Origin of the sequence: Lysobacter sp. M2-1, assembly GCF_022662495.1 — a bacterium.
GTDB lineage: Bacteria > Pseudomonadota > Gammaproteobacteria > Xanthomonadales > Xanthomonadaceae > JAKPBU01.
Window position 1 is genome coordinate 1 of sequence record NZ_JAKPBU010000012.1, and the last position, 26,010, is coordinate 26,010.

28 protein-coding genes and 1 pseudogene are annotated in these 26,010 nt (G+C 67.1%); 17 read left to right on the plus strand and 12 right to left on the minus strand.

The features are described 5' to 3' along the window. Positions 1 to 339: 339 nt before the first annotated feature. The 9 genes from mazG (at position 340) to MC375_RS17225 (ending at position 9,075) form a co-directional block, all read left to right on the plus strand. Positions 340 to 1,161, plus strand: a complete 822-nt coding sequence (mazG, locus tag MC375_RS17185; RefSeq protein ID WP_242104659.1) for a nucleoside triphosphate pyrophosphohydrolase — start codon at positions 340 to 342, stop codon at positions 1,159 to 1,161. 94 nt (positions 1,162 to 1,255) lie between these two features. Further along, positions 1,256 to 1,558, plus strand: a complete 303-nt coding sequence (locus MC375_RS17190) for a DUF962 domain-containing protein (RefSeq protein ID WP_242104660.1) — start codon at positions 1,256 to 1,258, stop codon at positions 1,556 to 1,558. A 286-nt stretch (positions 1,559 to 1,844) separates the two neighbouring features. Then, positions 1,845 to 2,558 (plus strand): response regulator transcription factor, encoded by a 714-nt coding sequence (locus MC375_RS17195; RefSeq protein ID WP_242104661.1) that lies wholly within the window; start codon positions 1,845 to 1,847, stop codon positions 2,556 to 2,558. A 24-nt stretch (positions 2,559 to 2,582) separates the two neighbouring features. Then, positions 2,583 to 3,857 (plus strand): HAMP domain-containing sensor histidine kinase, encoded by a 1,275-nt coding sequence (locus tag MC375_RS17200; protein ID WP_242104662.1) that lies wholly within the window; start codon positions 2,583 to 2,585, stop codon positions 3,855 to 3,857. A gap of 95 nt (positions 3,858 to 3,952) precedes the next feature. Further along, entirely contained in the window at positions 3,953 to 5,494 is a 1,542-nt protein-coding gene (locus MC375_RS17205; RefSeq protein ID WP_242104663.1) for an efflux RND transporter periplasmic adaptor subunit, read from the plus strand. Then, positions 5,491 to 6,195, plus strand: a complete 705-nt coding sequence (locus MC375_RS17210; protein WP_242104664.1) for an ABC transporter ATP-binding protein — start codon at positions 5,491 to 5,493, stop codon at positions 6,193 to 6,195. Before MC375_RS17205 ends, MC375_RS17210 begins: the two co-directional genes overlap by 4 nt. Positions 6,196 to 6,317: 122 nt before the next feature. Beyond that, positions 6,318 to 6,731: a hypothetical protein gene (locus MC375_RS17215; protein ID WP_242104665.1), complete on the plus strand. Its 414-nt coding sequence runs from the start codon at positions 6,318 to 6,320 to the stop codon at positions 6,729 to 6,731. Beyond that, positions 6,728 to 7,963, plus strand: a complete 1,236-nt coding sequence (locus tag MC375_RS17220) for an ABC transporter permease (RefSeq protein ID WP_242104666.1) — start codon at positions 6,728 to 6,730, stop codon at positions 7,961 to 7,963. The genes MC375_RS17215 and MC375_RS17220 overlap by 4 nt, the downstream gene beginning before the upstream one ends. 104 nt (positions 7,964 to 8,067) lie before the next feature. Then, positions 8,068 to 9,075 carry an isoaspartyl peptidase/L-asparaginase gene (locus MC375_RS17225; RefSeq protein WP_242104667.1) on the plus strand — a complete coding sequence of 336 codons (1,008 nt, stop codon included), beginning with the start codon at positions 8,068 to 8,070 and terminating at the stop codon, positions 9,073 to 9,075. A gap of 13 nt (positions 9,076 to 9,088) precedes the next feature. Here the strand turns inward: MC375_RS17225 and MC375_RS17230 are convergent, their stop codons facing one another. Beyond that, entirely contained in the window at positions 9,089 to 9,385 is a 297-nt protein-coding gene (locus tag MC375_RS17230) for a DUF1330 domain-containing protein (protein ID WP_242104668.1), read from the minus strand. A 5-nt stretch (positions 9,386 to 9,390) separates the two neighbouring features. Continuing rightward, positions 9,391 to 10,119 carry an SGNH/GDSL hydrolase family protein gene (locus tag MC375_RS17235; RefSeq protein WP_242104669.1) on the minus strand — a complete coding sequence of 243 codons (729 nt, stop codon included), beginning with the start codon at positions 10,117 to 10,119 and terminating at the stop codon, positions 9,391 to 9,393. 223 nt (positions 10,120 to 10,342) lie between these two features. Here MC375_RS17235 and MC375_RS17240 point away from each other — a divergent pair, with 223 nt between their 5' ends. From MC375_RS17240 to MC375_RS17275, 8 genes are all read left to right on the plus strand, one after another. Beyond that, the gene (locus tag MC375_RS17240; protein WP_242104670.1) at positions 10,343 to 10,723 is read left to right on the plus strand and encodes a diacylglycerol kinase; all 381 of its coding nucleotides are present in this window, start codon (positions 10,343 to 10,345) and stop codon (positions 10,721 to 10,723) included. 31 nt (positions 10,724 to 10,754) lie between these two features. After that, complete coding sequence (locus tag MC375_RS17245) at positions 10,755 to 11,504, plus strand: TerC family protein (protein WP_242104671.1); 750 nt, start codon at positions 10,755 to 10,757, stop codon at positions 11,502 to 11,504. A 104-nt stretch (positions 11,505 to 11,608) separates the two neighbouring features. Further along, positions 11,609 to 12,259: a LemA family protein gene (locus MC375_RS17250; RefSeq protein WP_242104672.1), complete on the plus strand. Its 651-nt coding sequence runs from the start codon at positions 11,609 to 11,611 to the stop codon at positions 12,257 to 12,259. Positions 12,260 to 12,302: 43 nt separating this feature from the next. Continuing rightward, positions 12,303 to 13,220, plus strand: a complete 918-nt coding sequence (locus tag MC375_RS17255) for a TPM domain-containing protein (protein WP_242104673.1) — start codon at positions 12,303 to 12,305, stop codon at positions 13,218 to 13,220. Between the two features lie 10 nt (positions 13,221 to 13,230). Next, on the plus strand, positions 13,231 to 13,719 hold the full coding sequence (locus MC375_RS17260) for a TPM domain-containing protein (RefSeq protein WP_242104674.1): 489 nt from the start codon (positions 13,231 to 13,233) through the stop codon (positions 13,717 to 13,719). A 228-nt stretch (positions 13,720 to 13,947) separates the two neighbouring features. Beyond that, on the plus strand, positions 13,948 to 14,823 hold the full coding sequence (lgt, locus tag MC375_RS17265; RefSeq protein WP_242104675.1) for a prolipoprotein diacylglyceryl transferase: 876 nt from the start codon (positions 13,948 to 13,950) through the stop codon (positions 14,821 to 14,823). Between the two features lie 16 nt (positions 14,824 to 14,839). After that, positions 14,840 to 15,634, plus strand: coding sequence for a thymidylate synthase (locus tag MC375_RS17270; protein ID WP_242104676.1), 795 nt, complete (start codon positions 14,840 to 14,842; stop codon positions 15,632 to 15,634). Positions 15,635 to 15,749: 115 nt separating this feature from the next. Then, entirely contained in the window at positions 15,750 to 16,253 is a 504-nt protein-coding gene (locus MC375_RS17275) for a dihydrofolate reductase (protein WP_242104677.1), read from the plus strand. A gap of 77 nt (positions 16,254 to 16,330) precedes the next feature. Here MC375_RS17275 and MC375_RS17280 read toward each other — a convergent pair. The 10 genes and pseudogenes from MC375_RS17280 to MC375_RS17325 all read right to left on the minus strand — a co-directional run. Further along, a pseudogene (locus MC375_RS17280) lies at positions 16,331 to 17,140 on the minus strand (symmetrical bis(5'-nucleosyl)-tetraphosphatase); the annotation flags it as partial. A gap of 13 nt (positions 17,141 to 17,153) precedes the next feature. Next, the gene (gene apaG / locus MC375_RS17285; RefSeq protein ID WP_242104678.1) at positions 17,154 to 17,537 is read right to left on the minus strand and encodes a Co2+/Mg2+ efflux protein ApaG; all 384 of its coding nucleotides are present in this window, start codon (positions 17,535 to 17,537) and stop codon (positions 17,154 to 17,156) included. Between the two features lie 82 nt (positions 17,538 to 17,619). After that, positions 17,620 to 18,438, minus strand: a complete 819-nt coding sequence (gene rsmA / locus MC375_RS17290; protein WP_242104679.1) for a 16S rRNA (adenine(1518)-N(6)/adenine(1519)-N(6))-dimethyltransferase RsmA — start codon at positions 18,436 to 18,438, stop codon at positions 17,620 to 17,622. Positions 18,439 to 18,446: 8 nt separating this feature from the next. Beyond that, positions 18,447 to 18,785 (minus strand): tRNA-binding protein, encoded by a 339-nt coding sequence (locus MC375_RS17295; protein WP_242104680.1) that lies wholly within the window; start codon positions 18,783 to 18,785, stop codon positions 18,447 to 18,449. Between the two features lie 14 nt (positions 18,786 to 18,799). After that, on the minus strand, positions 18,800 to 19,747 hold the full coding sequence (gene pdxA / locus MC375_RS17300) for a 4-hydroxythreonine-4-phosphate dehydrogenase PdxA (protein ID WP_242104681.1): 948 nt from the start codon (positions 19,745 to 19,747) through the stop codon (positions 18,800 to 18,802). 1 nt (position 19,748) lies between these two features. Beyond that, positions 19,749 to 21,125: a peptidylprolyl isomerase gene (locus MC375_RS17305; RefSeq protein WP_242104682.1), complete on the minus strand. Its 1,377-nt coding sequence runs from the start codon at positions 21,123 to 21,125 to the stop codon at positions 19,749 to 19,751. Further along, on the minus strand, positions 21,122 to 23,656 hold the full coding sequence (gene lptD, locus MC375_RS17310; protein WP_242104683.1) for an LPS assembly protein LptD: 2,535 nt from the start codon (positions 23,654 to 23,656) through the stop codon (positions 21,122 to 21,124). Before lptD ends, MC375_RS17305 begins: the two co-directional genes overlap by 4 nt. A 149-nt stretch (positions 23,657 to 23,805) precedes the next feature. Further along, on the minus strand, positions 23,806 to 24,717 hold the full coding sequence (locus tag MC375_RS17315) for a histone deacetylase family protein (protein ID WP_242104736.1): 912 nt from the start codon (positions 24,715 to 24,717) through the stop codon (positions 23,806 to 23,808). A gap of 25 nt (positions 24,718 to 24,742) precedes the next feature. Next, on the minus strand, positions 24,743 to 25,297 hold the full coding sequence (locus tag MC375_RS17320; protein ID WP_242104737.1) for a cob(I)yrinic acid a,c-diamide adenosyltransferase: 555 nt from the start codon (positions 25,295 to 25,297) through the stop codon (positions 24,743 to 24,745). Positions 25,298 to 25,387: 90 nt separating this feature from the next. Next, on the minus strand, positions 25,388 to 25,969 hold the full coding sequence (locus tag MC375_RS17325) for a DUF6580 family putative transport protein (protein ID WP_242104684.1): 582 nt from the start codon (positions 25,967 to 25,969) through the stop codon (positions 25,388 to 25,390). Between the last annotated feature and the right edge of the window lie 41 nt (positions 25,970 to 26,010).

Here is a 26,010-nt window from a genome sequence, read left to right on the forward strand (position 1 = left end):
TTTCTTTTGGTTACTTTTCTTTACTCGCACCTGCGGTGCTCGCCCTTCGGGCCGGCTTCGCCGTTCGCGCCTTCGGCACAGTGCACCAGCAAAGAAAAGTAACTCGCCGGCAGGCGAAAGCTCTGCTTCTCTAGCGTCCGCGTTTCAGCATAAGTGCGGCTCGCAGCGTAATAACCATGCCGCGTAGGTAGCCTGGCGTGAAGTACTAACGTCCATGGGTCCCCGCCTCCGCGGGGATGACGGCTCTGGCAGCGCACTCCCTGGTTGCAATTGCCGGACAAGAGGTGATGGCCCTCCTATATGCCGCCCCCGGCCAAAGTAAGCAGGTAGCCTATTCCCATGACCCACTCCATCGACCACCTGCTCCAGATCATGGCCCGCCTGCGCGATCCCGAAGGCGGCTGCCCCTGGGATCTGCAGCAGACCTTCGCCAGCATCGCCCCGTACACCATCGAGGAAGCCTACGAGGTCGCCGACGCCATCGACCGCGGCGACCTGGAAGACCTGAAGGATGAACTCGGCGACCTGCTGCTGCAGGTCGTGTTCCATGCGCGCATGGCCGAGGAGCAGGGCGCGTTTGGATTCGGCGACGTGGTCGAGGCGATCGGCGACAAGATGACCCGCCGCCATCCGCACGTGTTCGCCGGCATGAGCGTGGCCGACAGCGATGCGCTCAACCGGATGTGGGATGCGGAAAAGAAGAAGGAGCGGATCGCCAAGCACGGCGACGCGCACGACAGTTCCGCGCTGGCCGGCATCGCGCGCGGCCTGCCCGAGTGGCAGCGCGCGGTGAAGCTGCAGAAGAAGGCGGCCACGGTCGGGTTCGACTGGCCATCGCACGCACAGGTGATCGACAAGCTGCACGAGGAAATCGAGGAAGTCCGCGCGGAATTCGCGACGCGTTCCGCTGCGCCGGACGACCCCGGCGTGCAGGAGCGGCTGGAAGAGGAGATTGGCGACCTGCTGTTCGTCGCCGCCAATCTGGCCCGCCATGCCAGGGTCGATCCCGGTGCGGCTCTGCGCCGCGCCAACCACAAGTTCGAGCGTCGCTTCCGTGCGATGGAGGCACTGGCCGCGGACGACGGCGTGCAGCTTGCCGACCTGGCGCTCGAGGCGCAGGATGGTTATTGGAACCGGGCCAAGGCCGCCGAATGCGATTGATGCTGGTCTGCAGAAGCGCCGCTTCGGCGCGACCGGCTTGTTCCCATTGGGATGACGTCGTAGCCAGGAGGCGCTCGCCGCGCGAGGAATTGCCATGAGCAGATTCGCCAGCTTCCGCGAGTTCTATCCCTTCTACCTGAGCGAGCATGCGAACCGGATCTCACGACGGCTGCATTTCATCGGCAGCTGCGGGGTGTTGCTATTGGTGGCACTGGCCATCGTGCGCGGCAATGCCTGGTGGCTGCTGGCGGCGCTGCTGTGCGGCTATGGGTTCGCTTGGGTGGGGCATTTCTTCTTCGAGAAGAACCGGCCGGCGACGTTCAAGCATCCGCTGTATTCGTTTATCGGGGACTGGGTGATGTTCAAGGACATCCTGCGCGGAAAGATTCCGTTCTAGCTGTCGAAGTTCGCAGGGCGCTCGCGCGGCATTGGGTGCGCCGCAGCGTGGCGATGATCGCGGGCGGGCGATCACCGGCGCCGGTGGCGCCGATACACCTACGAGCACGCGTGACTGGCGAATGTTATGGCCCCCCGTCTGGGGCCAAGGGCAGGAAAGCTGCGAACAAGCCCTCGTAAACCATGGGAAAGGCTCAGAAAACTGAACGCTCGGTGCCGCGCCCCTTCACGCAATTTCCACAGTTTCACCGGCACCCTTCACAAAGCTGAAGATTCTGGAAACTTCCATGCGCAATCCACAGGAGCCGGCGGGACTCGTCTTGATCGTCGAGGACAACCGCAACATCTCGGAAATGATCGGCGAATACCTCGAGAGCCGTGGCTTCGAGGTCGACTACGCTTCCGATGGCCTGGATGGCTACCGCCTCGCGTCGGAGAACACCTACGACGTGATCGTGCTGGACCTGATGCTGCCGCGGCTGGACGGCATCGAGGTCTGCAAGCGGCTGCGCGAGGAAGCGCGCAAATCCACGCCGGTGCTGATGCTCACCGCGCGCGACACGCTCGACGAAAAACTGACCGGGCTTTCGGCCGGCGCCGACGACTACCTGACCAAGCCCTTCGCGATCCAGGAACTCGAGGCGCGCTTGCGTGCGCTGATCCGTCGCGAACGTCGCCAGGTGGGCTCGGAAGTGCTGAAGGTCGCCGACCTGGTGCTGGATCCGGCGTCCTTGCGCGCCACCCGCGGCGGGACCGAGCTGCAGCTTTCGCCGATCGGGCTGAAGCTGCTGACCATCCTGATGCGCGAATCCCCGCGTGTGGTCAGCCGCCAGGAGATCGAGCGCGAGATCTGGGGCAACAGCCTGCCCGACTCGGACACCTTGCGCAGCCATCTGTACAACCTGCGCAAGACCATCGACAAGCCCTACGGCAAGCCACTGCTGCATACCGTGCAAAGTGCGGGCTATCGCATCGCCGACATCGAGCAGCCGCCCGCGTAGGGCGGCGGCGAAGGCGCAACTGCAATGGCCGGAGGTCTGTCGCGCAGGCTCAAGTCCGCCTTCATCCTGCAGGCGGTGATCGCGACCATCGTGATCGTGCTGGGCACCTTCGTGGCCGGTTCCATCGCGGTGGACCAGGTCACCCGGCGCTATATGCGCGAGGAAGCGGCCAGTTTCCTGCGCGAGCGCGCCGGGGATGCCAATGCGCAGTTGCCACACTCGACCATGCTCCAGGCCTACTGGACGGGCGATCCGCAATCGGCCGCGCGAGTGCCCGCCGAACTGCGCGCGCTGCAGCCCGGCCTGAGCATCGTGGGCGCCCAGCGCCAACACGTGCTGGTGCAGGACGGCCCCGGCGGGCGCCTGTATATCGTGTACCGGCATTCGCGGGTCGCCGGCTATGGTCTGTTGCTGGTGATCACCCCGCTGCTGCTGGCCGTGCTGGCCGTGGTACTGAGCACGCGCCTGACCTATCGCATCGCCAAGCGCGTGGTGGCGCCGGTCGACTGGCTGGCGCGCGAGGTCGCCCGCTGGGATCCGCGTGAGCCCGACACCCAGGCGCTGGCGCCGGACAAGCTGCCCGCTGATGCCGGACAGGAAACCCGGCAGCTCGCCGGCGCGTTGCAGCGCATGGCCGAGCGCACCCGCGCGTTCGTGCGCCGCGAGCGCGATTTCACCCGCGATGCCAGCCACGAGCTGCGCACGCCCCTGACGGTGATCCGCGTGGCCAGCGACATGCTGGCCGAAGATCCGGACCTTCCGACGCGCGCATCGCGCTCGCTGCAGCGGATCCAGCGCGCCGGTCGCGACATGGAGCAGGTGGTCGATGCGTTCCTGATCCTGGCCCGCGAATCCGAAGTGGAACCGCAGCGCGAGGATTTCGACGTGCGCGACGTGGTGTACGAGCAGGTCGAGCAGGTGCGTCCGCTGCTGGCCGGCAAGCCGGTGGAGCTGAGCGTGCTGGAATCCGCCTCGCCGCGTCTGCACGCATCGCCCCGGGTGCTCGGGGTGATGCTCGACAACCTGTTGCGCAACGCATGCACCTTCACCGAGCACGGCCGCATCGATGTGCGCATCGATCGTGATCGCGTCATCGTGCAGGACACCGGCATCGGCATGTCCGAGGAAACCCTGCGCCGCGCCTACGATCCGTTCTATCGTGCCGACTTGGAGAACCCGTCCGGCAAGGGCATGGGGCTGTCGATCGTGCGGCGCCTGGGCGAACGCTTCGACTGGCCGGTCAGCATCGAGAGCGAATCCGGACGCGGCACCACGGCGGTGATCCGGTTCGGCGGCTGAACCGACGCAGTATCCGGGCAGGTTCCGGCCGGATCGGTGTCAACGCCGCAAAGGGCGGTGCGTTAGCCTGCCTCGACCCCAGCCGCGCCTCCCACATGAGTACACCGCGATACCAGGGCCGCCGCGGCGGCATTCCACGCTTCGCACTCGCTCTGGCCGCAGTGGCAGTGGTAACCGCCGGTCTGTGGTGGTGGTCGAAGCGCGACGGGGCCGCTGCGGAAGGGCAGTACCGCACGGCTCGGGTCGAGCGCGGCGACATCCGCGTGGCGATCTCGTCGACCGGCACGCTGAGCGCGATTTCCACGGTCACCGTCGGCAGCCAGATCTCCGGCCAGGTCACCGAGGTGCGGGTCGACTTCAACACCCCGGTGAAGAAGGGCGAGGTGCTGGCGCGGATCGATCCGAGCACGTACGAGGCGCAGATCGCGCAAGGCTCGGCGCAGATCGCCGCCGCGCAGGCGACCCTGCGCCAGGCCCAGGCCACGCTGCGCAACGCGGATCTGGACTACCGGCGCAAGGCCGGCCTGGGCAGCCAGCAGCTGGTGTCGAAAGCGGACGTCGACCTTGCGCGCGCCGCGCGCGATCAGGCGCAGGCGCAGGTGAACTCGGCCCAGGCCCAGATCCGGCAGCAGACCGCTGCCACCCAGGGCACGCAGCTCAATCTCGAACGCACCGTGATCCGTTCGCCGGTGGACGGTGTCGTCCTCACCCGGACGATCGAACCCGGGCAAACGGTCGCCGCCAGCCTGCAGGCGCCGGAGCTGTTCACCATCGCCGAGGACCTGGCGAAGATGAAGATCGAGCTGGCGGTGGACGAGTCCGACATCGGCCAGATCAAGCAGGGACAGGCGGTGTCGTTCACCGCCGACGCCTTTCCCGACCGCCGGTTCCGCGGTGTCGTCGACCAGGTCCGGCTCTCGGCCACCACGACGAACAATGTGGTCACCTACCCGGTAGTGGTGACCGTCGACAACAGCGACGGCACGCTGCTGCCAGGGCTGACGGTCAATGCCGAGATCGAGGTCAGCAAGCGCAGCAACGTGTTGAAGGTCGCCAACGCTGCCCTGCGCTACAAGCCTGCCGACGACACGGTGGACGCGCAGGCCCAGCCGATAGGCCCCCCGGGAGGCGGCGGTGGCGGCATCACCGAAGACCTGGCGCGCGCGGCCGCAGGCATGCGGCTGACCGCGTCGCAGCAGGACGCCTTCGATGCCGCCGTCCAGGCCATCCAGCAGCGCCAGCTCGCCCGCCAAGGCCAGCCGCAGCAGGGCGGCAACGCGCTGTTCGGCGGCGGGCGCGGCATGGGCGGTCCACGCATCGTGATGGGTGAAAGTGGCGGCGACATGGCCGCGCAGATGCGGCAACGCATGGCCCAGCGCTTCCAGCAGGATTTCGCTGCGTTCCGCGCGTTGCTGGATGAAACCCAGCGCACGACCTGGGACGCCGCGCTCGGCGCTTTACTCAACGCGCGCCGGGCGCCCGTCTACAAGCTGGTCGACGGCACACCGCAGATGGCCATGGTGCGGATCGGCGCCTCGGACGGTACCGACACCGAAATCTCGGGCAATGTGCAGGAAGGCGACGAACTGGTGACGGGTGAGCGTGCTGCGCAGGCGGCCACGCCGGCAGCACCATGACGCGGGACGGCACGCCGGCCCCGGTCATCGAGACGCACGGCCTGGGCAAGGTCTACTCGGCGGGCACCCAGGCCGAGGTCGTGGCGCTCAGGGACGTGGACCTGCGCATCGCGCGTGGCGATTTCGTGGCGATCATGGGTCCGTCGGGCTCGGGAAAGTCGACGCTGATGAACCTCATCGGCTGTCTGGACACGCCCAGTTCCGGCAGCTACGCCTGCGACGGGATCGACGTGTCCACCCTGGATGCGGAAGCCCTGGCGCAGCTGCGCCGCGACAAGATCGGCTTCGTATTCCAGGGCTTCAACCTGCTGCCGCGCATGCATGCGCTGGACAACGTGGCGATGCCGCTGGGCTACGCGCGCATCCCGCCCGCGCAGCGCCAGGAACGCGCCCGCGCCGCGCTGGCATCGGTCGGACTGGCCGACCGCGCGACGCATCTGCCGAGCGAGCTGTCCGGCGGACAGCAGCAACGCGTGGCGATCGCGCGTGCACTGATCAACAACCCGCCGATCCTGCTGGCCGACGAGCCGACCGGGGCCTTGGACAGCAAGACGGGCGAGGAAATCCTGGCCCTGTTCAAGCGCCTGCGCGATGCGCAGCACACGGTGGTGATCATCACCCATGACAACGACGTGGCCGCGTATGCAGACCGGATTTTCGTGATGCGCGATGGCGAGTTGCATGCGCAGGAGGCGGGGTGATGTCTGCAGTCATTTGCGTGATAGGAAATCGGAAGCTTTCGCCTTTGGAAGCGGCGCCAGCGCATTCAACCGGACACCCGGAGGGCGGCCGGCATGGATGCCGGCCGTTTTCGGATCAAGCCATGGATGGCTTGTCCGAAAATGGCGACGGTACGACACGCGCCTTGAGCGATTTTGACTTCACGAGGAAGGTGCTTTCTTTTGGTTACTTTTCTTTGCACCAGCAAAGAAAAGTAACTCGCCGAAAGGCGAAAGCCTTTGACCTTCCTTCTGTCAGCGAACAAGATCAAACCCGTTTCGCCCTTGCGGGCGAGGTACTTTCTTTTGCTGGCCCAAAAGAAAGTACCCAAAGAAAACGGCCTTCCCCGACAGATCGCTCAAGGAGCGTGCGGTGCCGTCGCCATTTTCGGACTCGCCATCCATGGCTCGGTCCGAAAACGGCCGCCATCCATGGCGGCCGCCCTACGGGTGTCCGGGTGCAGCGGCGACTGCTGGTCTACGGAAAGTCAAGGTCAAGAGTGGCGGGCACGGCATGAGCTTCCTCGACATCCTCCGCACAGCCATCCTCGCCCTGCGCGGCAACTGGATGCGCAGCGCGCTGACCTCGCTGGGTGTGATCATCGGCATTGCCGCGGTGATCGTGATGGTGTCGGTCGGGCAGGGCACACAGGCCGAAATCGACAAGCTGGTCTCGGGGCTGGGCTCGCAGCGGCTCGACGTTTCGCCGGGCGGCGGTCGCGGGCCGGGCGGGGTGCGCATGAGTTCGAGCAGCTTCTTCACCCTGACCGAAGGCGATGCCGAGGCGATCCGCGAGGAAATCCCCGAAGTGCAGTACGTCGCCGGGGCGCTGCGCGGCAATACCCAGGTGGTGTACGCGGAGAACAATGCCTCGACCAGCTGGCAGGGCGTGGAGCCTGACTTCTTCGAGATCAACGGCTGGGTGCTGACCGATGGCGATGGGTTCGACGCACAGGATTACAGCAGCGCCGGCAAGGAAGTGATCCTCGGCGAGACGGTGCGGCGCACGCTGTTCGGCGATGAGAGCGGCGTCGGCCAGACGATCCGCCTGGGGCGCGTGCCCTTCACCGTAGTGGGGACGCTGGCGCCCAAGGGCCAGGGCGGCTTCGGCCAGGACCAGGACGACGTGGTGATGGTGCCTCTGGAGACCGCGCGCCGGCGCCTGCTCGGCGCCATGGGCCTGCCGCCGAGCACGGTGATGCAGATCGCGCTCACGGTGACCGACGCCAAGGACCTGGGCTATGTGCAGGGAGAGGTGGAAGCGCTGCTGCGCCAGCGGCACCGGATCAAGCCGGGCGAGGAGGACGACTTCAACGTGCGCAACATCAGCGAGATCGTCGCCACCCGCACCGCGACCACCAATCTGATGTCGAAGCTGCTGGGCGCGGTGGCGACCATCTGCCTGATCATCGGTGGCATCGGCATCATGAACATCATGCTGGTCTCGGTGACCGAGCGCATTCGCGAGATCGGCCTGCGCATGGCGGTGGGCGCGGGCCCGAACGATGTGCGCCGGCAGTTCCTGGCCGAGGCGATGCTGATTTCGCTGATCGGTGGCGTGATCGGCATCGGCATCGGCATCGTCGGTTCGTTGTTGGTCGGAAAGTTCAGCGAGCTGCCGATCGAGCTCAACGCACGCGTGGTCATGCTCGCCGCGGCCTTCTCGATCGGCACCGGGTTGTTCTTTGGGTATTACCCGGCGCGCAAGGCCTCGCTGCTCGACCCGATCGAGGCCCTGCGGCAGCAGTGACTTTGGGGGATGCGTCCCAAGGCCGCTGCGGCGGCTTGGGGGCGGTCGCCATGGAATGGCGTTCGCGGCGCGGTATCCTTGCGTTTTCCCGCGAGAAGCTCGCCATGCGCCTGATCGCTCTCTTTCTGCTGAGTCTCGCCATGACCACCGCAACCGCCCAGGACAAACCGACCGCGCTCGTCATCCATGGCGGGGCCGGCGTGATCGAGCGCGACGCGCTCAGCGACGCCGACGAAGCGGCGATCCGCGCCGATCTGGACCAGGCCCTGGATGCCGGCAACGCCATCCTCGCCAAGGGCGGCAGCGCGCTCGACGCGGTGACGGCGGCCGTGGTGGTGCTGGAGGAATCGCCGCGCTTCAATGCCGGCAAGGGCGCGGTGTTCAACGCCCAGGGCAGGCACGAGCTGGACGCTTCGATCATGGAAGGCCACACCCGCCGCGCGGGTGCGATCGCCAGCGTGCGCACGGTGCGCAACCCGATCCGCCTGGCGCGCAAGGTGATGGAGCAATCGCCGCACGTGATGCTGATCGAGGACGGCGCCGAGGCGTTCGCCGACGGCTTCAAGGACATCGAGCGCGTCGAGAACGGCTGGTTCGACACCGACAACCGGCGCGAGCAGCTGGAGCAGGCGCAAGCGCGCGAGAAGGCGGAAGCCGATGCGGGTACGCCCGCGGAAGACCTGCGCGGCAAGTATTTCGGCACGGTCGGTGCCGTCGCCCTGGATGCGCAGGGGCATATCGCGGTGGCCACGTCCACCGGCGGCATGACCAACAAGAAGTGGGGCCGGGTCGGCGATTCGCCGATCATCGGCGCCGGCACCTATGCCGACGCCAACTGCGGCGTGTCCGGCACCGGATGGGGCGAATACTTCATCCGCGCATCGGTCGCGCACGACATCTGCGCGCGCGTGGCGTACAAGGGCGACACCCTGCAACAGGCCGCCGACGAAGTGGTCATGAAGGTCGTGCCGGAGCTCGGCGGCGACGGTGGCGTGATCGCCCTCGATAAGGACGGCAATATCGCCATGCCGTTCAACACGTCCGGCATGTATCGCGGCTGGGTGAAGAAGGACGGCTCGCGCGGCACCGCGGTGTTCCTCGACGAGCAGTAGCCGGGTTGGGTCGTCACTCGCCGGCGCTTTCGACAATCCGCATGTCGCGCTCGGCGCTGTCGCCGAGGATCCGCAGGGCCTGCTGGTAGGCGGGGCTTTCGTAGGCCGAGACGGCCTGCGCGACGCTGTCGAACTCGATGATCGTGACCCGTTCGCGCAGCCCATGTTCGAACACGTGCGCGGGTAGGCCGCGGGCGAGGAAGCGGCCGCCGGCCGCGCGCATCGCCGGGCCGGCCATGGCCGCGTAGTCCTGCAGCTTCTGCGGGTCGTCGATGCGGCGGAAGCAGTTGATCCAGTAGGCCTTGGGCATGCGGCTCAGTCCAGGTAGGGCGCGACGATACCGCGCCAGAGTTGGTAGCCGGCGCGGTTCATGTGCAGCTGGTCTTCGATGAACAGTTCAGCGCGCGGCTGCCCATCCGCACCCAGCATGGGGGTGGCGACGTCGATGAATTCGACCTTGTGCAGCCGCGTCGCTTCGGCCCGCACCAGCGCATTGGCTTGCTGCTGTTTCGGCAATTGCTGCGCGCGCGACGGGCTGGGCTTGATCGCCAGGAAGGCGATCGGAGTGTCGGGCAGGTCGCGGCGCACGCGCGCGACGAACGCGCGGAAATCGTGCAGCACCTGCTGCGGGCTGCGTCCGGCGTTGATGTCGTTGTCGCCGGCATAGATCAGGATCATCCGCGGCTGGTAACGGACGGCGATCTGCTGCGCGTAATGCACCGAATCGCGCAACTGCGAGCCGCCGAACCCGCGATTGAGCAGGGGCTTGCCAGGGAAGTCCGTCGCCAGCGTGTCCCACATTCGCACCGATGAGCTGCCGGTGAAGACGAAGGCCTCCCGGGGCGGCTTCGAGGCGGCGTCCTTCGCATCGAAGCGCGCCATGTCCGTTGCCCATTCGGAAGAGGAGGGCGGATCGACTTGAACCGCAGCCTCCGCGGCCACACCGTTCGTGCTCGACGGTGCAGTGGCCGGATGTGGTGCGCTGGCACAGCTGAGGGTCAGCAACAGGATCAGGAAGCCAGGCAGCAGCGGGCGCAACGGCATCAGTGGCTCCTTGTTGGGTGTTCCGGGAGTGAACCAGCGCTTCCCGCGCATTGCAAATGCCTGGATTTGCCGCGTGCCGGGGAGAGTCGATGGCCGCGTGTGGCAAAATCACGGGGCTGCGGCCGCCGGCCGACCAGGGACTCCATGGCCAGACCCGACACCATCCGCATGTCCGTTTCGGTCCGGCCGACCCGTGCCGCCGTCATGGTCGCCGGACGCTGACATGGCCGATGAAATCGGACATCTGCCGCGTCGCCCCAGCCGCATTTTCAAAGCCACGATCTGGTCCCTGCAGGGCCTGCGTGCGGCCTGGCTGCATGAATCCTCGTTCCGCCTCGAGGTCTATCTGCTGATCGTACTGGCGCCCCTGGCGCTGTGGCTGGGACAGACCGGGGTGGAACGCGCGCTCCTGCTGGGCAGTTGCCTGCTGGTGCTGGGGATCGAATTGCTGAATTCGGCGATCGAAGCGGTGATCGAGCGTTACGGACCCGAGTTCCATGAACTCGCGGGGCGGGCCAAGGACATGGGCTCGGCCGCCGTGTTCGTGGTGATGTTGAACGTGCTGGTGGTGTGGGGCCTGATCCTCGTGCCGCGCTGGCTGTGACAAAGCGTGTATCTGACGAGACGAGAATCGAATGGACCTGAGTTTCCTGGCTTCCCCCGACGCGTGGCTCACCCTGGTCACCCTGAGTGCGCTGGAGATCGTGCTCGGCATTGACAACCTGGTGTTCATATCGATCGCGGTCGGACGGCTGCCAGAAGCCAGGCGCGCGGTCGCGCGCAAGATCGGCATCGCGGTGGCCTGCATCACCCGGATCGTGCTGCTGGTGATGCTGGCGTTCCTGGCGCGGATGGAACAGGACCTGTTCAGCGTCTTCGGCATGGGCATCTCGATCCGCGACCTGGTGCTGATCCTGGGCGGCATCTTCCTGCTGGTGAAGGGCACGCTGGAGATTCGCGAGCTGATTGGGGGCGGCGAGGATCACGATCCGCGGACCACCAAGAGTTCGCAGGTGTTCTGGGTGGTGATCGCGCAGATCGCGGTGATCGACATCGTGTTCTCGCTCGACTCGGTGATCACTGCGGTTGGAATCGCACAGCACATCCCGATCATGGTGTTCGCGATCCTGCTGGCGGTGGCGATCATGCTGCTGGCGGCCAATCCGCTGGGCAAGTTCATCGACGGCAACCCGACGGTGAAGATGCTGGCGCTGGCCTTCATCCTGCTGATCGGCGCGGTGCTGATCCTCGACGGCCTGAGCGTGCACGTGCCCAAGCCCTATATCTACTTCGCCATGGGCTTCTCGGTGCTGGTGGAATGGCTGAACCTGCTGATGCGCCGCAACGCGAGCAAGGCGCACATCCCCGGCGCCGGGGAGTGGTGAAATCCAGCGGTCTGCACATGCCGTTAACAGGGCGCTGCCGTCACAATGGCGCGTCCGTGTTCGCAAACCGTTTCCGGCCCGACTTCCAACCAGGAGTGCTTCCGATGCGCGCTTCAGTGATCTTGCGTGGCGCCGTGCTCGCGCTATTCGCGGTGCTGCTCAGCGGCTGTGGCTACAACCAGATCCAGCAGAAGGACGAGGCGGTCAAGGCCGGCTGGTCCGAGGTGCTCAACCAGTACAAGCGCCGCGCCGATCTGATCCCGAACCTGGTCAACACGGTCAAGGGCTACGCCGCGCACGAGGCGCAGGTGCTCACCGCCGTGACCGAGGCGCGCGCCAAGGTCAGCAATATCAACGTGAATGCCGACGATGCGGCCTCGCTCGCCCAGTACCAGGCCGCGCAGGGTGAGCTGAGCCAGGCGCTCGGGCGGCTGCTGATGGTCACGGAGAATTATCCGAACCTGAAGGCCGACGCCTCGTTCCTCAACCTGCAGACGCAGCTGGAAGGCACCGAGAACCGGATCACCGTGGCGCGCGGCCGCTATATCCAGCTGGTGCAGGACTACAACAGCTACATCCGCCAGTTCCCGGTGAATCTGACCGCGATGATGTTCGGCCACAAGCAGAAGCCGAACTTCACGGTCGAGAACGAAGCCCAGATCCAGGAAGCGCCGAACGTCGACTTCGGGACCACGCCGCCGCCGGCCGCGCAGCCCGAGCCGCAGCCCGAACCGCAGCCCGCGCCGGGCGGCTGACGCCGGTCCGCGGCATCGCTAAGGCCCCCTGGTGCGCCCGCCGATGCGCCGCTTGAGCCTGGCTGGAGCGTTCGCATGGTGCGTCCTGCTGTGTGCGGGCGTGTGGGTGCCGGCTTGGGCGCAACAGCTCGCGGCCATACCGCCGCTGGACTCGCCGGTGGTCGATACCACCGGCACGCTCGACGCGGCCAGCAAGCAACAGCTCGAGCAGCAGGCCCTGGCGCTGCAGCAGCGCAAGGGCAGCCAGTTGCAGATCCTGCTGGTGCCGAGCACCCAGCCCGAATCCATCGAGCAGTACACCCAGCGGGTATTCGACCAATGGAAGCTCGGCCGCAAGGGTGTGGATGACGCGGTGCTGCTGGTGGTGGCCAAGGACGATCGCGCGGTGCGGATCCAGCCCGGGTATGGGCTGGAAGGGGCGATACCGGATATCACGGCCGGTCGGGTCATCCGCGAATATCTGGCGCCGAAGTTCCGCCAGGGCGATTACGCCGGCGGCCTGATCGATGCCACCGCGCAGCTGGTGAAACTCATCGACGGCGAGCCGCTGCCCGAACCGATGACCCGGCAGGGTAGCGAGGGCGGTGAGGGCGGCGGCGAGGGCTGGCTGTTCGCGCTGTTCGCGGCTTTCATCGTGGCCCAGGTGGCGCGCGGCATCTTCGGGCGCCTGCCGGCGGGCTTGCGCGGGTTGCTCGGCGGCGGCGCCAGCGGTGCGATCGCCTGGCTGCTGTCGTCGGTGCTGCTGGTGGGTGGCCTGGGCGCGGTGATCGGCTTCCTGGTCGGCCTGATTTCGGGCGGAGGTGGCGGGCGCTACGCGCGTGATCGCGGCTGGGGCGGTTTCGGCAACGGCCCGTGGATCGGGACCGGCGGCGGGGGCGGTTGGGGCGGCGGTTCGTCGGGCGGCGGCTGGTCCGGCGGCGGCGGCATGAGCGGGGGCGGTGGCGCCTCCGGCAGCTGGTGAGGGCGTGGGAATGAGACTGCTGCGCCATCTGTTCGCGCGCCCGGCCCGGGCCACGTTCCCGGAAACCAGCCTGCAGCGCATTTCGGCCGCAGTCGCCGAGGGCGAGCTGCGGCATCGCGGCGAGGTGTGTTTCGCGGTGGAGGCTGCACTGGAGCTGCCTGCGCTCTGGGCCGGACGCGACGCCCGCGCCCGCGCTCATGAAGTTTTCGCCCAGCTGCGGGTCTGGGATACCGCCGCCAACAACGGGGTGCTGGTGTACCTGCTGCTGGCCGACCATCGCATCGAGATCGTCGCCGACCGCGGCCTGGATGGGCGGGTCAGCGACGAACAATGGCGCGGCGTGTGCCAGCTGATGGAGGAGCGGCTGCGCTCCGGCGATGCCGAAGACGCTGCGGTCGCCGGCATCGCGGCGGTCTCGGACCTGCTCGCGGAGCATTTCCCACGGGTCGCCGAAGACGTCGACCACAACGAGCTGCCCGATCTTCCGCACCTGCTGTAGGGCGGGCCCAGGCCCGCCTCGTCGGGACCGCGGCTTCGCCCTACGCAGCCGCCAGGCGTCGCTGCGCCGTCCTGCCCGACTTGCGTTGCGACCCGGCGTCGGTGCATCCATCGGCACGGCCGGAGCGGGGAATCCCGGTACACGGCGATGCCTTGAAACGGTGCGGATGCGCGAAGCAGTGCGCAGCACGGCACAATAGCGCGACGCATCCCATCGGCCCGGCCACGCATGATCCAGCTGCACCAGATCGACCCGATCGCCTTCCGCCTCGGGCCACTGCAAGTCCACTGGTACGGAATCATGTATCTGCTCGGCTTCGCCACCGCATGGTGGCTGGGGCGGCGCCGCATCCGCGCCGGCCGGCTGCCGGGCGTGGATGATCAGGGGTTCGGCGATCTGCTGTTCTACGGCATGCTCGGGGTGGTGCTGGGCGGACGGATCGGCTACGTCCTGTTCTACGCGTTCGGCGATTTCCTCGCCAATCCGCTGATGCTGTTCAAGGTGTGGGAAGGCGGCATGAGCTTCCACGGCGGCTTGCTGGGGGTGGCGGCGGCGGTGTTCTGGTGGGCGCGCAAGCGGCGATTGCACGTGTTCGACGTGATCGATTTCGTTGCGCCGCTGGTGCCGCCGGGCCTGGGTCTGGGCCGGCTCGGCAACTACATCGGCGGCGAGCTCTGGGGCAAGTACACCCAGGCCGGCTGGGGGGTAATCTTTCCGCGCGCGGAATCGACCCTGGCGGGCATGCCGCCAGCGCAGCTGCAGGCCCAGTACGCGAGCGGCGCGCTGGATGCGCTGGCGCGGCACCCCTCGCAGCTGTACCAGGCGGTGCTGGAAGGGCTGGTCATGTTCTGCGTGCTCTGGTGGTATTCGCGCAGGCCGCGCCCGCGCTATGCCGTCGCCGGCCTGTTCGCGCTGATGTACGGCTGCTTCCGCTTCCTGGTGGAATTCGTGCGCGTACCGGATGCGCAGCTGGGCGAGGGCGGTTACCTCGCCTTCGGCTGGCTGACCATGGGCCAGGTGCTGAGTACGCCGCTGATCCTGCTGGGACTGTACTGGCTGTGGCTGTCGCGGCGCTCACCCACGCTGCAACCAGCGGCGCCTTGACCGGAACCCGCGTGCGATGAAGCAGTACCTCGACCTGTTGCGTCACGTCCTCGAACACGGCACCGAGAAGGCCGACCGCACCGGCACCGGCACGCGCAGCGTGTTCGGATGGCAGATGCGTTTCGACCTCGAACAGGGTTTTCCGCTGGTCACGACCAAGAAGCTGCATCTGCGCTCGATCGTGCACGAGCTGCTGTGGTTCCTGAAGGGCGAAACCAACATCGCCTATCTCAGGGAACACAAGGTCGGTATCTGGGACGAGTGGGCGGATGCGGCCGGTGAGCTCGGCCCGGTGTACGGCAAGCAGTGGCGGCGCTGGGCGGCGGCCGACGGCACCGAGATCGACCAGATCCGGTGGGTGTTGGACGAAATCAGGCGCAATCCGGATTCGCGCCGGTTGATCGTGAGCGCCTGGAACGTAGCCGACCTGCCGCAGATGGCGCTGATGCCCTGCCATACGCTGTTCCAGTTCTATGTCGCCGACGGCCGGCTCAGCTGCCAGCTCTACCAGCGCAGCGGCGACATCTTCCTGGGCGTGCCGTTCAACATCGCCAGCTACGCGTTGCTGACGCATATGGTGGCGCAGGCCTGCGGGCTGCGAGTCGGCGATTTCGTGCACACGCTCGGCGACGCGCACCTGTATTCGAACCATTACAAACAGGCACGCGAACAGTTGTCGCGTGCACCGCGGGCGTTGCCGACGTTGCGGCTCAAGCCCGACGTGACCGACCTGTTCGCGTTCACCTACAACGACATCGCGTTCGAGGGCTACGATCCGCTGCCGGCGATCAAGGCGCCGGTCGCAGTGTGACCCCCGCATCCGCCAATCCTGCGCAGGCCGCGGCTTCGCTTTTGCTGAATGGTGGAAAAAGTCGCTGGACCCCCGCCTGCGCGGGGACGACGAATTCAGGATCCGGAGATCGTGGATGGCCGTCCGTTCGCTCGTATTGATCGCCGCACTCGATCGCGATTTCGCCATCGGCAGGGGCAACCAGCTTCCATGGCACCTGCCCGATGACCTGAAGCGCTTCAAGGCGCTCACGCTGGGCAGGCCGGTGCTGATGGGGCGCAAAACCGCCGAATCGCTTGGCCGGGCGCTGCCGAAACGCAGCAACCTGGTGCTGACCCGCTCGGGTCAGGTGCCGTTCGCGGGCATGCGCGCCGTCGCCTCGCTGGACGAGGCGCTCCGCTTCGCGGCCGACGAAGCCGGGGAGCTGTGCGTGATCGGCGGCGGCGACGTGTTCGCGCTGGCGCTGCCGATGGCCCTGCGCATGCACCTGACCCACGTCGACACGCGGGTGGATGGGGCCGACGCGTTCTTTCCGCGGTTCGATCCGGATGCGTGGATCGTCGAGGCGCGCGAACGCCACCCGGTGGATGCGGCGCATGCCTTTGCGTTCGAGTTCGTCGATTACGCGCGCGAGCCGTAGCCTGGACCACTTCCGGACCTCGCCGGCGGCGTAGCGCCGGCTCGGGATCAAGTCCGGGGACAGGTCTAGGTCGTGCGGCCGGGCACCTGGACGATGCGCAATTCTTCGCTGTCGAGCTGCAGCGCGGTGAGCTTGCCGCCCCACACCGCGCCGGTGTCGATCGCATGCACGCCATGGCCGATGAACAGGCCGAGCGTGCTCCAGTGGCCACAGACGATCTTCAGGTCGCGCTCGACCCGACCGGGGACTTCGTACCACGGGTACAGGCCGGGTTGCTGCGTTCCCGGCGCGCCTTTTTCCTCGAATGCGATGCGCCCTCGCGGGGAGCAGTAACGCAGCCGGGTGAAGATGTTGACGATCGCGCGCTCGCGATCGATTCCGGCCAGCTTGGGCGACCACGCCGGGCGGTCGCCGTACATGTTCTTGAGCAGGCGGCGATAGCCGTCGCCCTGCAACCGGGCTTCGATCTCGCGCGCATGCTTTTCGGCCAGCTGCGTCGTCCACTTCGGCGCCAGCCCGGCGTGGACCATCAGCCAGCCGAGCGCACGGTCGGCATGCGCCAGCTTCTGCATGCGCAGCCAGTCGAGCAGCTCGCGCGCATCCTCCGCGAACAGCACGCGCTGCAGGTCCGGATTGACCCGCTTCTGCTCCTCGGGCCTGCGCTCACCGATGGCGAGCAGCGACAGATCGTGGTTGCCGAGCACGACGATGCTGCGTTCGCGCAGCGAATGCACCAGGCGCAGCGTTTCCAGCGATTCGCCGCCACGGTTGACCAGATCGCCGCAGAACCACAGCTGATCGCGCGCCGGATCGAACGCAAGCCGCTCCAGCAGGCGCTGCGTCGCGCCGTAGCAGCCCTGGAGGTCACCGATTGCCCAGACAGCCACGTCAGGCCCAGTCCTAATGCAGCGTGCGCGGCACGGACAGGGTGAACGGCGGAATCGGCGCGTCGAAGCGGGTACCGTCGTCGCCGGCCATGTCGTAGCTCCCTTCCATGGTCCCGACCGATGTGCCCAGGACCGCGCCGGAGGTGTAGGTGAACTGCTCGCCCGGTTCCAGCCGCGGCTGTTCGCCGACCACGCCTTCGCCGCGCACTTCCTCGACCTTGCCGTTGGCGTCGGTGATGATCCAGTGCCGGTTCAGCAGCTGCGCGGGCAGCCGCCCGAGGTTGCGGATGCGGATGGTGTAGGCGAAGGCGTAGCGGTCCGCCTCCGGGTCGGACTGCTCGTCCAGGAATTGCGTGGCGATGCTGATCTCCAGCGCGTAGTCGGACTGCTCGTTCATGGGCACAGTGTATGCAATCGGTGTGAACTTCAGGCCAAGCCCGGCACTGCACGCACCGCATGGGGCGTGCATGTAGGACGCCTCAGGCGTGCGGTTCTGCGGGCTCCGGCTTCGGTGTGTCCGATAACCGCGCGAAATCCGTCACCGACAGCTGCTCGGCGCGCGCACCCGGATCGATACCGGCCCTTGCGAATCCGGCTTCGTCGCACACGCCCTTCAGCGCATTGCGCAGGGTCTTGCGCCGCTGGCCGAAACCCGCGCGGACGATGTCGGCGAAGCGTTTCGGGTCGGTGATCCCGGCCGCGTCCGGCGGACGCGGCACCAGCCGGACCACGGCCGAATCGACTTTCGGCGGCGGACGGAATGCGCCGGGAGGCACGTTCAACAAGGGCGTGACGCTGCAATATGCCTGCAGCATCACGCTCAGACGCCCGTAGATTTTGCTCCCGGGCGCGGCGGCCATGCGATCGACGACTTCCTTCTGCAGCATGAAATGCATGTCGCGGATCGTCGTCGCGTGATCGATCGCATGGAACAGAATCGGCGAGGACAGGTTGTAGGGCAGGTTGCCGACCAGTCGCAGCTTGCCGTCGGCGGGCGCCAGTTCGCGCGCCAGCGCGGTGAAATCCACGTCCAGCACGTCGGCGGAAATGATCCGCAGCCGGCCATGCGCGCGTGCCGCCTCGCTTAGCGGCGCGATCAGGTCGCGATCGAATTCGATGGCGGTCAGTTCGCCGTGGCGATCGAGCAGAGGAAACGTGATCGCGCCCTGGCCGGGCCCGATCTCGACCAGACAGTCGCCGGGCTGGGGATCCACCGCCTGCACGATCCTCGCGACGATGCCGCGCTCGTGCAGAAAGTGCTGGCCTAGCGACTTCTTGGCCGGTTCGGTGAACGCCATCGGTGGTCTCAGAGCAGCCGCGTGCCGAGCGGCACGTCTGCGTCGGGCACGCACAGCACCACCGCGTCGTTGGCGTCATGAAAACCTGTAATCAGGCATTCCGACATCACCGGACCGATCTGCTTGCGAGGAAAGTTGACGACGCCCACGACCAGGCGGCCGACCAATTCTTCGGCCGTATAGCGCGCCGTGATCTGCGCGCTCGACTTGCGCACACCGATGTCCGCGCCGAAATCTACCCGCAGCACATAGGCCGGCTTGCGGGCCTGGGGAAACGGCTCGGCCGACAGCACCCGGCCGACGCGCAGCTCCACCTTCATGAAATCGTCCCAGGCGATCTCCGGCATGTCATGGTCTCCGCTCATGCGCGCATCGAGGCGCGGGCGATGGCCATCCGCGCGCAGGTGTCGATAGCGGCGAACAGGCTGGAAGGATCGGCGGTCCCGCGGCCAGCGAGGTCCAACGCCGTGCCGTGATCGACCGCGACCCGCGGGTAGGGCAGGCCCAGGGTGATGTTCACCGCCTGCTCGAAGCCGCTGTACTTGAGCACCGGCAGGCCCTGGTCGTGGTACATCGCGAGCACCGCGTCGCATTCGCGCAGCTTCGCCGGGAGGAAGGCGGTATCCGCCGGAAGCGGGCCGAGCAATCGCATGCCGGCATCGCGCAGCGCGGCGATGACCGGTTCGATCACGTCGATCTCCTCACGGCCCAGATGCCCGGCTTCGCCCGCGTGCGGGTTAAGGCCCAGCACGGCGATGCGCGGGGTGTCGATGCCGAAGTCGTCGCGCAGTGCCGCGTGCACGATCTGCAGCGTGCGCCGCAGGGATGACGCGTCGATCGCGTCGGCTACTGCGCGCAGCGGCAGATGGGTCGTGGCCAGCGCGACGCGCACGATGTCGTTGGCCAGCATCATCACCACTTCGCAGCCGGCCTGCTCGGCCAGCAGCTCGGTGGTGCCGGTATAGGGGATGCCGCCCTGGTTGATGGTGGCCTTGTGCACCGGGCCGGTCACGAGGCCGTCGCAGATGCCGTCCAGGCAGGCCTGCGCGCCGGCGCGCAGCGCGGCGACCACGGACACCGCATTGGCAGGATCGGGCGCGCCGAAGGTGTGAACGCCCGGGTGCGGAAATGGGACTGCCTGGAAGGCCGGCAGCGCGACACCGATCGCATGCGCGGCGCGTTCGATCGCGCTGCCGTCGCCGTAGACGACCAGTTCGGCATCGACGTTGCGCGCCAGGGCGCGCGCGCAGAGTTCCGGACCGACGCCGGCCGGTTCGCCCGGCACCAGCGCCAGCCGCGGGCGTCGCATATCAGCCGCCGCTTGGGGGCGGAGCCGGGGCCGGTGCAGGAGGCGCGGCGGGCGCGGGAGCAGCAGGGGGAGCCGTGTTCGCCGGGGTGGCGCCGGCCCCGCTGCGGACGTCGACGAAGGCCTCGCCGCGCATCTCGCGCAGGAATCGCGTCCATTCTTCCTCGAGCTTGCGCTGGCCGATGGTCTCGCGGACCTGTGCCCGTCGATTCTCATCGCCGGTATTGGTCTGGCGTTCGGCTACCCGCTGCACGATGTGCCATCCGGCTTCGGTCTTGAACGGTGCCGACACCTGCCCGTCCTGAAGCCCTGCGACCTGGGTGCCGAACTCGGCCCCGAACTGGTCCTGGGTGAACCAGCCAAGATCGCCGCCCCGCGCCGCCGTCGCCTTGTCCTCGGAGTTCTCGGTTGCGATCGCGGTGAAGTCCGCACCGCCTTCGATCCGTGCACGCAGGGTATCGATCTTGGCCTTCGCGGCGCTTTCGTCCACGCCTTCGCCCGTTCGCACCAGGATGTGCCGCGCCTGGTACTGGGTGACCGTGGACGGCGCAGCCTGCGAGGCGTCACGGGTTTCGACCAGCTTGAGCAGCTGGAACCCGCTCGGCCCTCGTGTCGGGCCAATCACCTGGCCCGGCTGCATGCTGCTGATCGTGGCGGCGAATGCCGTCGGGATCTCGCTGAGGCTGCGCCAGCCCAGATCGCCGCCCTCCAGCGCATTCTGGCTGTCGGAATAGCGCACCGCGGCGGCCGCGAAGTCCATCTCGCCCTTGTCGATCAGCGCCTTGATGCCTTCGATCTTCTGTTGGCCTGTGGCGATCTGCTCGGGCGTAGCGTTCTCCGGCAGTGCGACCAGGATGTGGGCGAGGCGGTATTGGGCGCTGCCTGCTGCCTGCTGGCTGGAGAGCGCGGCGTCGACTTCGGCGTCGCTCACGCTGATCCGGCTCTGCGCGAAACTCTGGCGCAGACGCTGGATGACCAGTTCATCGCGCAGCGAGCTGCGGAAGTCGGCGAACGACCCACCCTCGCGCGCGACCTGCTGGCGCAGCTGGTCCAGGCTCATGTTGTTCTGCTGGGCGATCCTGTTGATCGCCGCGTCCACTTCCTCATCGCTGACGCGCAGGCCGGTTTCAGCCGCGCGCGCCACCTGCAGCCGGACCATGACCAGGCGCTCCAGGACTTGTCGTTCCAGGATATCGCGAGGCGGAAGCTGGTCCTGGCGATTCGCGTACTGGGTCAGGATATTGCGCGTGGCCCGGTCGAGTTCGCTCTGCAGGATCACGTCTTCATTGACCACCGCCGCGATCCGGTCGAGGGGCTGCGCCTGGACTGATGCGCAGAGCAGCACGCCGGAAACCAGCGCGGAGACAAGCAGTTTCTTCATAGGGTCGTGGGATCTTGCAGGCTGTCGTCGTCGCCGGCCCGCGCTTCGGGCGGCGGAACGAGGTAGAGGTCCTCGCGGTCGTAACCGAGGATAGCACGGCGCAGGCGGCCTTCCGTGTCGGGTCCGGCCGAGCCCAGGCCCTTGAGCTCGATCTCCAGCTGGATGGCATCGTTCAGTTCGCCGGTCCGGTTGCGCATGTAGCGACGTGCGACCAGGCGCGCTGCGAGGCAGCAGCTGTCCCACTGCACGCCGAAGATGCCTTCCAGCAGCGTTGGTTCGATGTCCCGCGCCGGATCGTCCAGAAGCGAATAGTAGTAACGGCCCACCAGACTCCAGGCCGGGGTCAGCGGGTAAAGGAACGACAGGTCCACCTGTTTGAGCAGGTCGACGCCGGTGGAAGGGTTTCTGCGATAACGATAGCCCAGGTTGACGATGCCCTCGTCCCCGATCAGATAGCGGGTGCGGATGCTGGCCAGGTTGCTGCGGCTGAACTGCGGATCCCACTGGTAGGAAGCGCCGATGGTCCAGCGGTCGTTCACCGCGTAGTTCGCATCGGCCACCCAGGCGGACTTGCCGCGCTCGATGCCCGGGTCCGCAAGGCTGAGCCCGACCCGCGAGTCGTCGAAGTACCTGATCTGGCCGATGCTGGCGGTCAGTTTCTCGCGTCCATCGGCCTGCCGGATCAGGCGGCTCGTCAGGGCCAGGGTGAGCTGGTTGGCGTCAGCCTGCCGGTCCGCGCCGCTGAAGCGGTTGTCCCGGAACAACTGTCCCCAGCTGAAGGTCATCCCGGAGGTATCGAACAGCGGCAACGCGTCCTGGTCGCGATAGGGTGCGTTGAGATAGAACAGGCGTGGTTCCAGCGTCTGCAGAAAACCGGTGCCGCCGATACTGGTCTCGCGATCGAAGAACAGACCGGCGTCGAGCGAGGCGATCGGCAAGCTCCGTGAAGGGCTGTCATCGCGGAGGCTGTCCACCAGCGCGCCGGTAATCGGAGTTGTCGTTCCCGCAACAGCATCGACCGCGCGGGCGTACGCGATAGAGTCGCTCATGCCGTCGTCCAGCTGGTAGCCGGTATAGCGCCAGGCCAGGGTCGGCTTGACGAACCAGCTCGCTCCTTCGAGCGGCATGCTGACGAAAGGCTTGAGGTCTATGCGGCTCCCACCCGGCCGCAGTTCGTAGTCGAGCACGGTGCCGTCCGCCAAGGTCTGCGCGATGCCTGTGTCGTCGATATGCTGGAAGCGCACGGCCTCGGCATCGACGCCCGCTGCGAACCAGCGACCCAGCGGTTGCTCCCAACGCGCAAATGCGCGCGGCAAACGGTCGTAGGGAAGCTGGTACTCGCGGATGGTGTAATCGGCGAGCTGCTTATGGTCGGCCATCAGTCCCGCACCCCAGTAACGGCCCCGTCCGTACACGCCGATGTCGCTGGAGATGGAATAGGACGTGACCCCGTCGAGCGTGCTGCTGAAATCCTCGAGGTAGCGGGGATCGCTGATCCAATTAAGGTTGGTGCGTGCCTGCCACGCTGGGCTGATGTTCTGGAATCCCCTGAAGCCGAATCTGCCGCGGTCGTCCTTGCGCCGGTTGTCCAGGTCGTAGCCGTGTTCCAGGAACTCAGCCAGTTCCTCGTCCTTCTTGTCGTCGGTCAATCCGTCCGAGGGCAGGTACGACAGATCCAGGGTTCCTCTGCCCGTGGGCGTGAGATAGCGGAATTCGTTGCTCAGCATGAGGCCGCGGTTGGTCATCAGCCGCGGCGAGAGCGTGTCGTCGTAGTTGGGCGCCAGGTTGAAGTAGATCGGCTGCCGCCAGTCGAATCCGTTGCGGCTGTTCATGCTGATGCTCGGGTAGAGCAGGCCCGTGCGGCGCCGGTCGTCCAGCGGGAAGGGAAACCACGGTACGTACAACACCGGCACCTTGCCCACCCGGAGCACGGCATTGCGCGCGACGCCTGTGCCTTCCGCGGTGTCGACGTCGATGCGGTCCGCCTGCAGCTCCCACATGCGCTGGCTCGGCGGGCAGGTCGAATAGGTCGAGTCGTAGAGGGATCCCTGCGTACCCTGCAGCTGGATCTGCTCGGCGCCGCCGTTACCGCGTTGCTCGGTCAGCTGGTAGCGCACGTTCTGGATGTTGTGGCTATCGGCTTCCTGGTCGCCTTCGGCGCTGTCGGCGACCAGCCGCATACCCGCGTCCTGGTAACGCACGTTGCCCTTGGCGGTGTACCGGTTGGTGGCGCTGTCGAAGGTCAGGTTGTCCGTGCCCAGGAACTGGTCGCCGCGGGTCAGCGCGACGTTGCCGCTGAAGGTGGTGGCCAGGCCTTCGGTGCCGGTGACCGCATCGCCCAGGATGTCGGTGGGCAGTTGAGCGCGCTGATCGGGCGAGGTTTCGCTGGTACCGGTGTCGCCGAACGCAGGCACCGCATCCTCGATCGGGCACAGCCTCCACTCGTCCGAGCGCTCGTTCGTCTGGGCTTGGGCCTGGAGCGACAGCGCAATGCACAGGGGTAGCGGCAGCAACGCGAGGGATCGGCGCACGCGGCGTTATTCCGGTCGAAAAGCGGCCGTTAGCTTGCCCCATCCCTTGCCCTGGGGCAATGCGAAGGGGAGGGCCCCAGATCGGCCGGTGCGAACGATGCGTCGGCGCCGAGCATCCCCTGAAACGCCGCCTGAACGAAGCGATCGGCTCAGCCCTTGAGCGCGGCCACGTGAGCCACGCTGCACTCGGCCAGCGCCTGCAGATCGTACCCGCCTTCCAGCGCAGAGATCACGCGTCCGGCCGCATGCCGGTTCGCGAGCAGCACCAGCTCGGCCGTCAGCCAGCCGAAGTCGTCGGCATCGAGCTGCATCTGCGCGAGTGGATCGCGCCAATGCGCATCGAAACCGGCGGAGACCAGCAGCAGTTGCGGACGGAACTCGTCGATCGCCGGCAGCAGGGCCTGCTCCCATGTTTCGCGGAAGCGCCGGCTGCCGGCGCCCGGCGACAGGGGCGCATTGCGGATATTGCCTGCGCCACGATCGCCCGCGCTTCCCGTCCCGGGATAGAGCGGCGACTGGTGCGAGCTCAGGTACATCACCCGGGGTTCGTGCTGGAAAACATCCTGTGTCCCGTTGCCGTGGTGCACGTCGAAATCGACGATCGCCACGCGTGCAAGCCCGTGCCGCGCCAGCGCATGCGCCGCGGCAACGGCGATGTTGTTGAACAGGCAGAACCCCATCGCCGTGTCGGCAGTGGCGTGATGGCCGGGCGGCCGCACTGCGCAGAACGCGCGGACGGCTTCGCCGCTGCATGCGGCGTCGACCGCCGCGACCAAGGCGCCGGCGGCGCGCAGTGCGGCTTCGGCGGATTGCGGCGAGAGCATGGTGTCGGGATCGAGCGCGACGATGCGGTCGCGCTGAGGCGCCAGGACGGCCTCGAGCAGTGCCGGGGAGTGCACGCGCAGCAGTTGTTCGCGCCCGGCACGCGGTGCCGATTGCCAGTCGAGGTCGTCGAACGCGGCGCGCAGCGCTTCGATCACGGTGGTGAGCCGCGGCGGCCGTTCCACATGCCCTGGCCCGGTGTCGTGCGCCAGGCACGCCTCGTGGGTGTAGATGCGCACGCTCATCTCGCCTGCGAGCCGGTGCTCAACGGTGGCGGCGTTCGTGCTTCCACAGCACTTCGCCCAGGCCTTCGGCGCGGGCCAGCACCCGTGCCAGCACGAACAGCAAATCCGACAGCCGGTTGAGATAACGCACCGCCTGCGGCCGCACCGGATCGTGGTGCGATAGGGTGACGGTCTCGCGCTCGGCGCGGCGCACGATCGTGCGGGCCATGTGACAGCGCGCTGCCGCTTCACCCCCGCCCGGCAGGATGAAATCCTTCAATGCGGGCAGGTCGGCGTTGTAGCGATCCAACTGCTGCTCCAGCCGGTCCACATCCTCGTCCTGGATCGCGGCATGGCCGGGAATGCAAAGTTCGCCACCGAGATCGAACAGTTGGTGCTGCACCGAGGTCAGCAGCTCGCGTGCGTCGGCCGGCATCTCGCTGGCCAGCAACAGGCCGATCGCGGAATTGGCCTCGTCGACGGTGCCGTACGCGGTGACCCGAGCCGAATCCTTCGCCACCCGCGTGCCGTCACCGAGCCCGGTCGTGCCGTCATCGCCGGTGCGGGTGTAGATCTTCGAGAGGCGGTTGCCCATGAGGCGTACGGAATTGGGAATGAGCAGCGGGAAGCCGAAAACCTTTGGCGTCGACAATTCCCTATCCGCGATTCTCCATCCCCGTCTTCGTTACACCGTCTGCGCGCGCAGCATCGGGAGCTGGCGGCGCAGCAGTGCGAAACCGCCGAACAGCAGCGCCGAATAGAACAGCGTGCCGAGCACGGTCCACTGGAAGAACGGGATGCCCGCGGCATAGGCGGCCACAAGGCCGGCGCCGTTCTGCGGATACATGGTCGAACCGAGCCACGCGCCGAAGTTGGTGACCAGGAAGAACAGCGCCGAACCGAGCAGCGAGTAGCCCAGCACCCTCGCGCCGCCGACCTTGCCGCGCAGGCCGAAACCGAGCACCGTGGAAACGGCGATGCAGCCGTAGACCAGCCAGAAGCTGGTGCTGGCGAAGTAGTTGGCGAACGAATAGCTGCCGCCGTTGAGCGCAGCCAGCACCACGTCCGAGATCAGCATCGCCGCCAGCGGAACCAGCACCGCCCAGGCGCGCGAGGCGAAGTAGGCGCCGCCGAACAGGGCGATCGCCTCGACTGGCGAGAAATTCGGCGGATGCGGCAGCAGGCGGCTCATGGCCGCGGCCACGATCATGGCCACCAGCACCCATGGGCCGGGCGCGATACTGCGGTTCGATTCGAAGCGGTTCATCTGGTCCGAACGAAAGAACGGAAGGAGCCGCTAGCATAGCG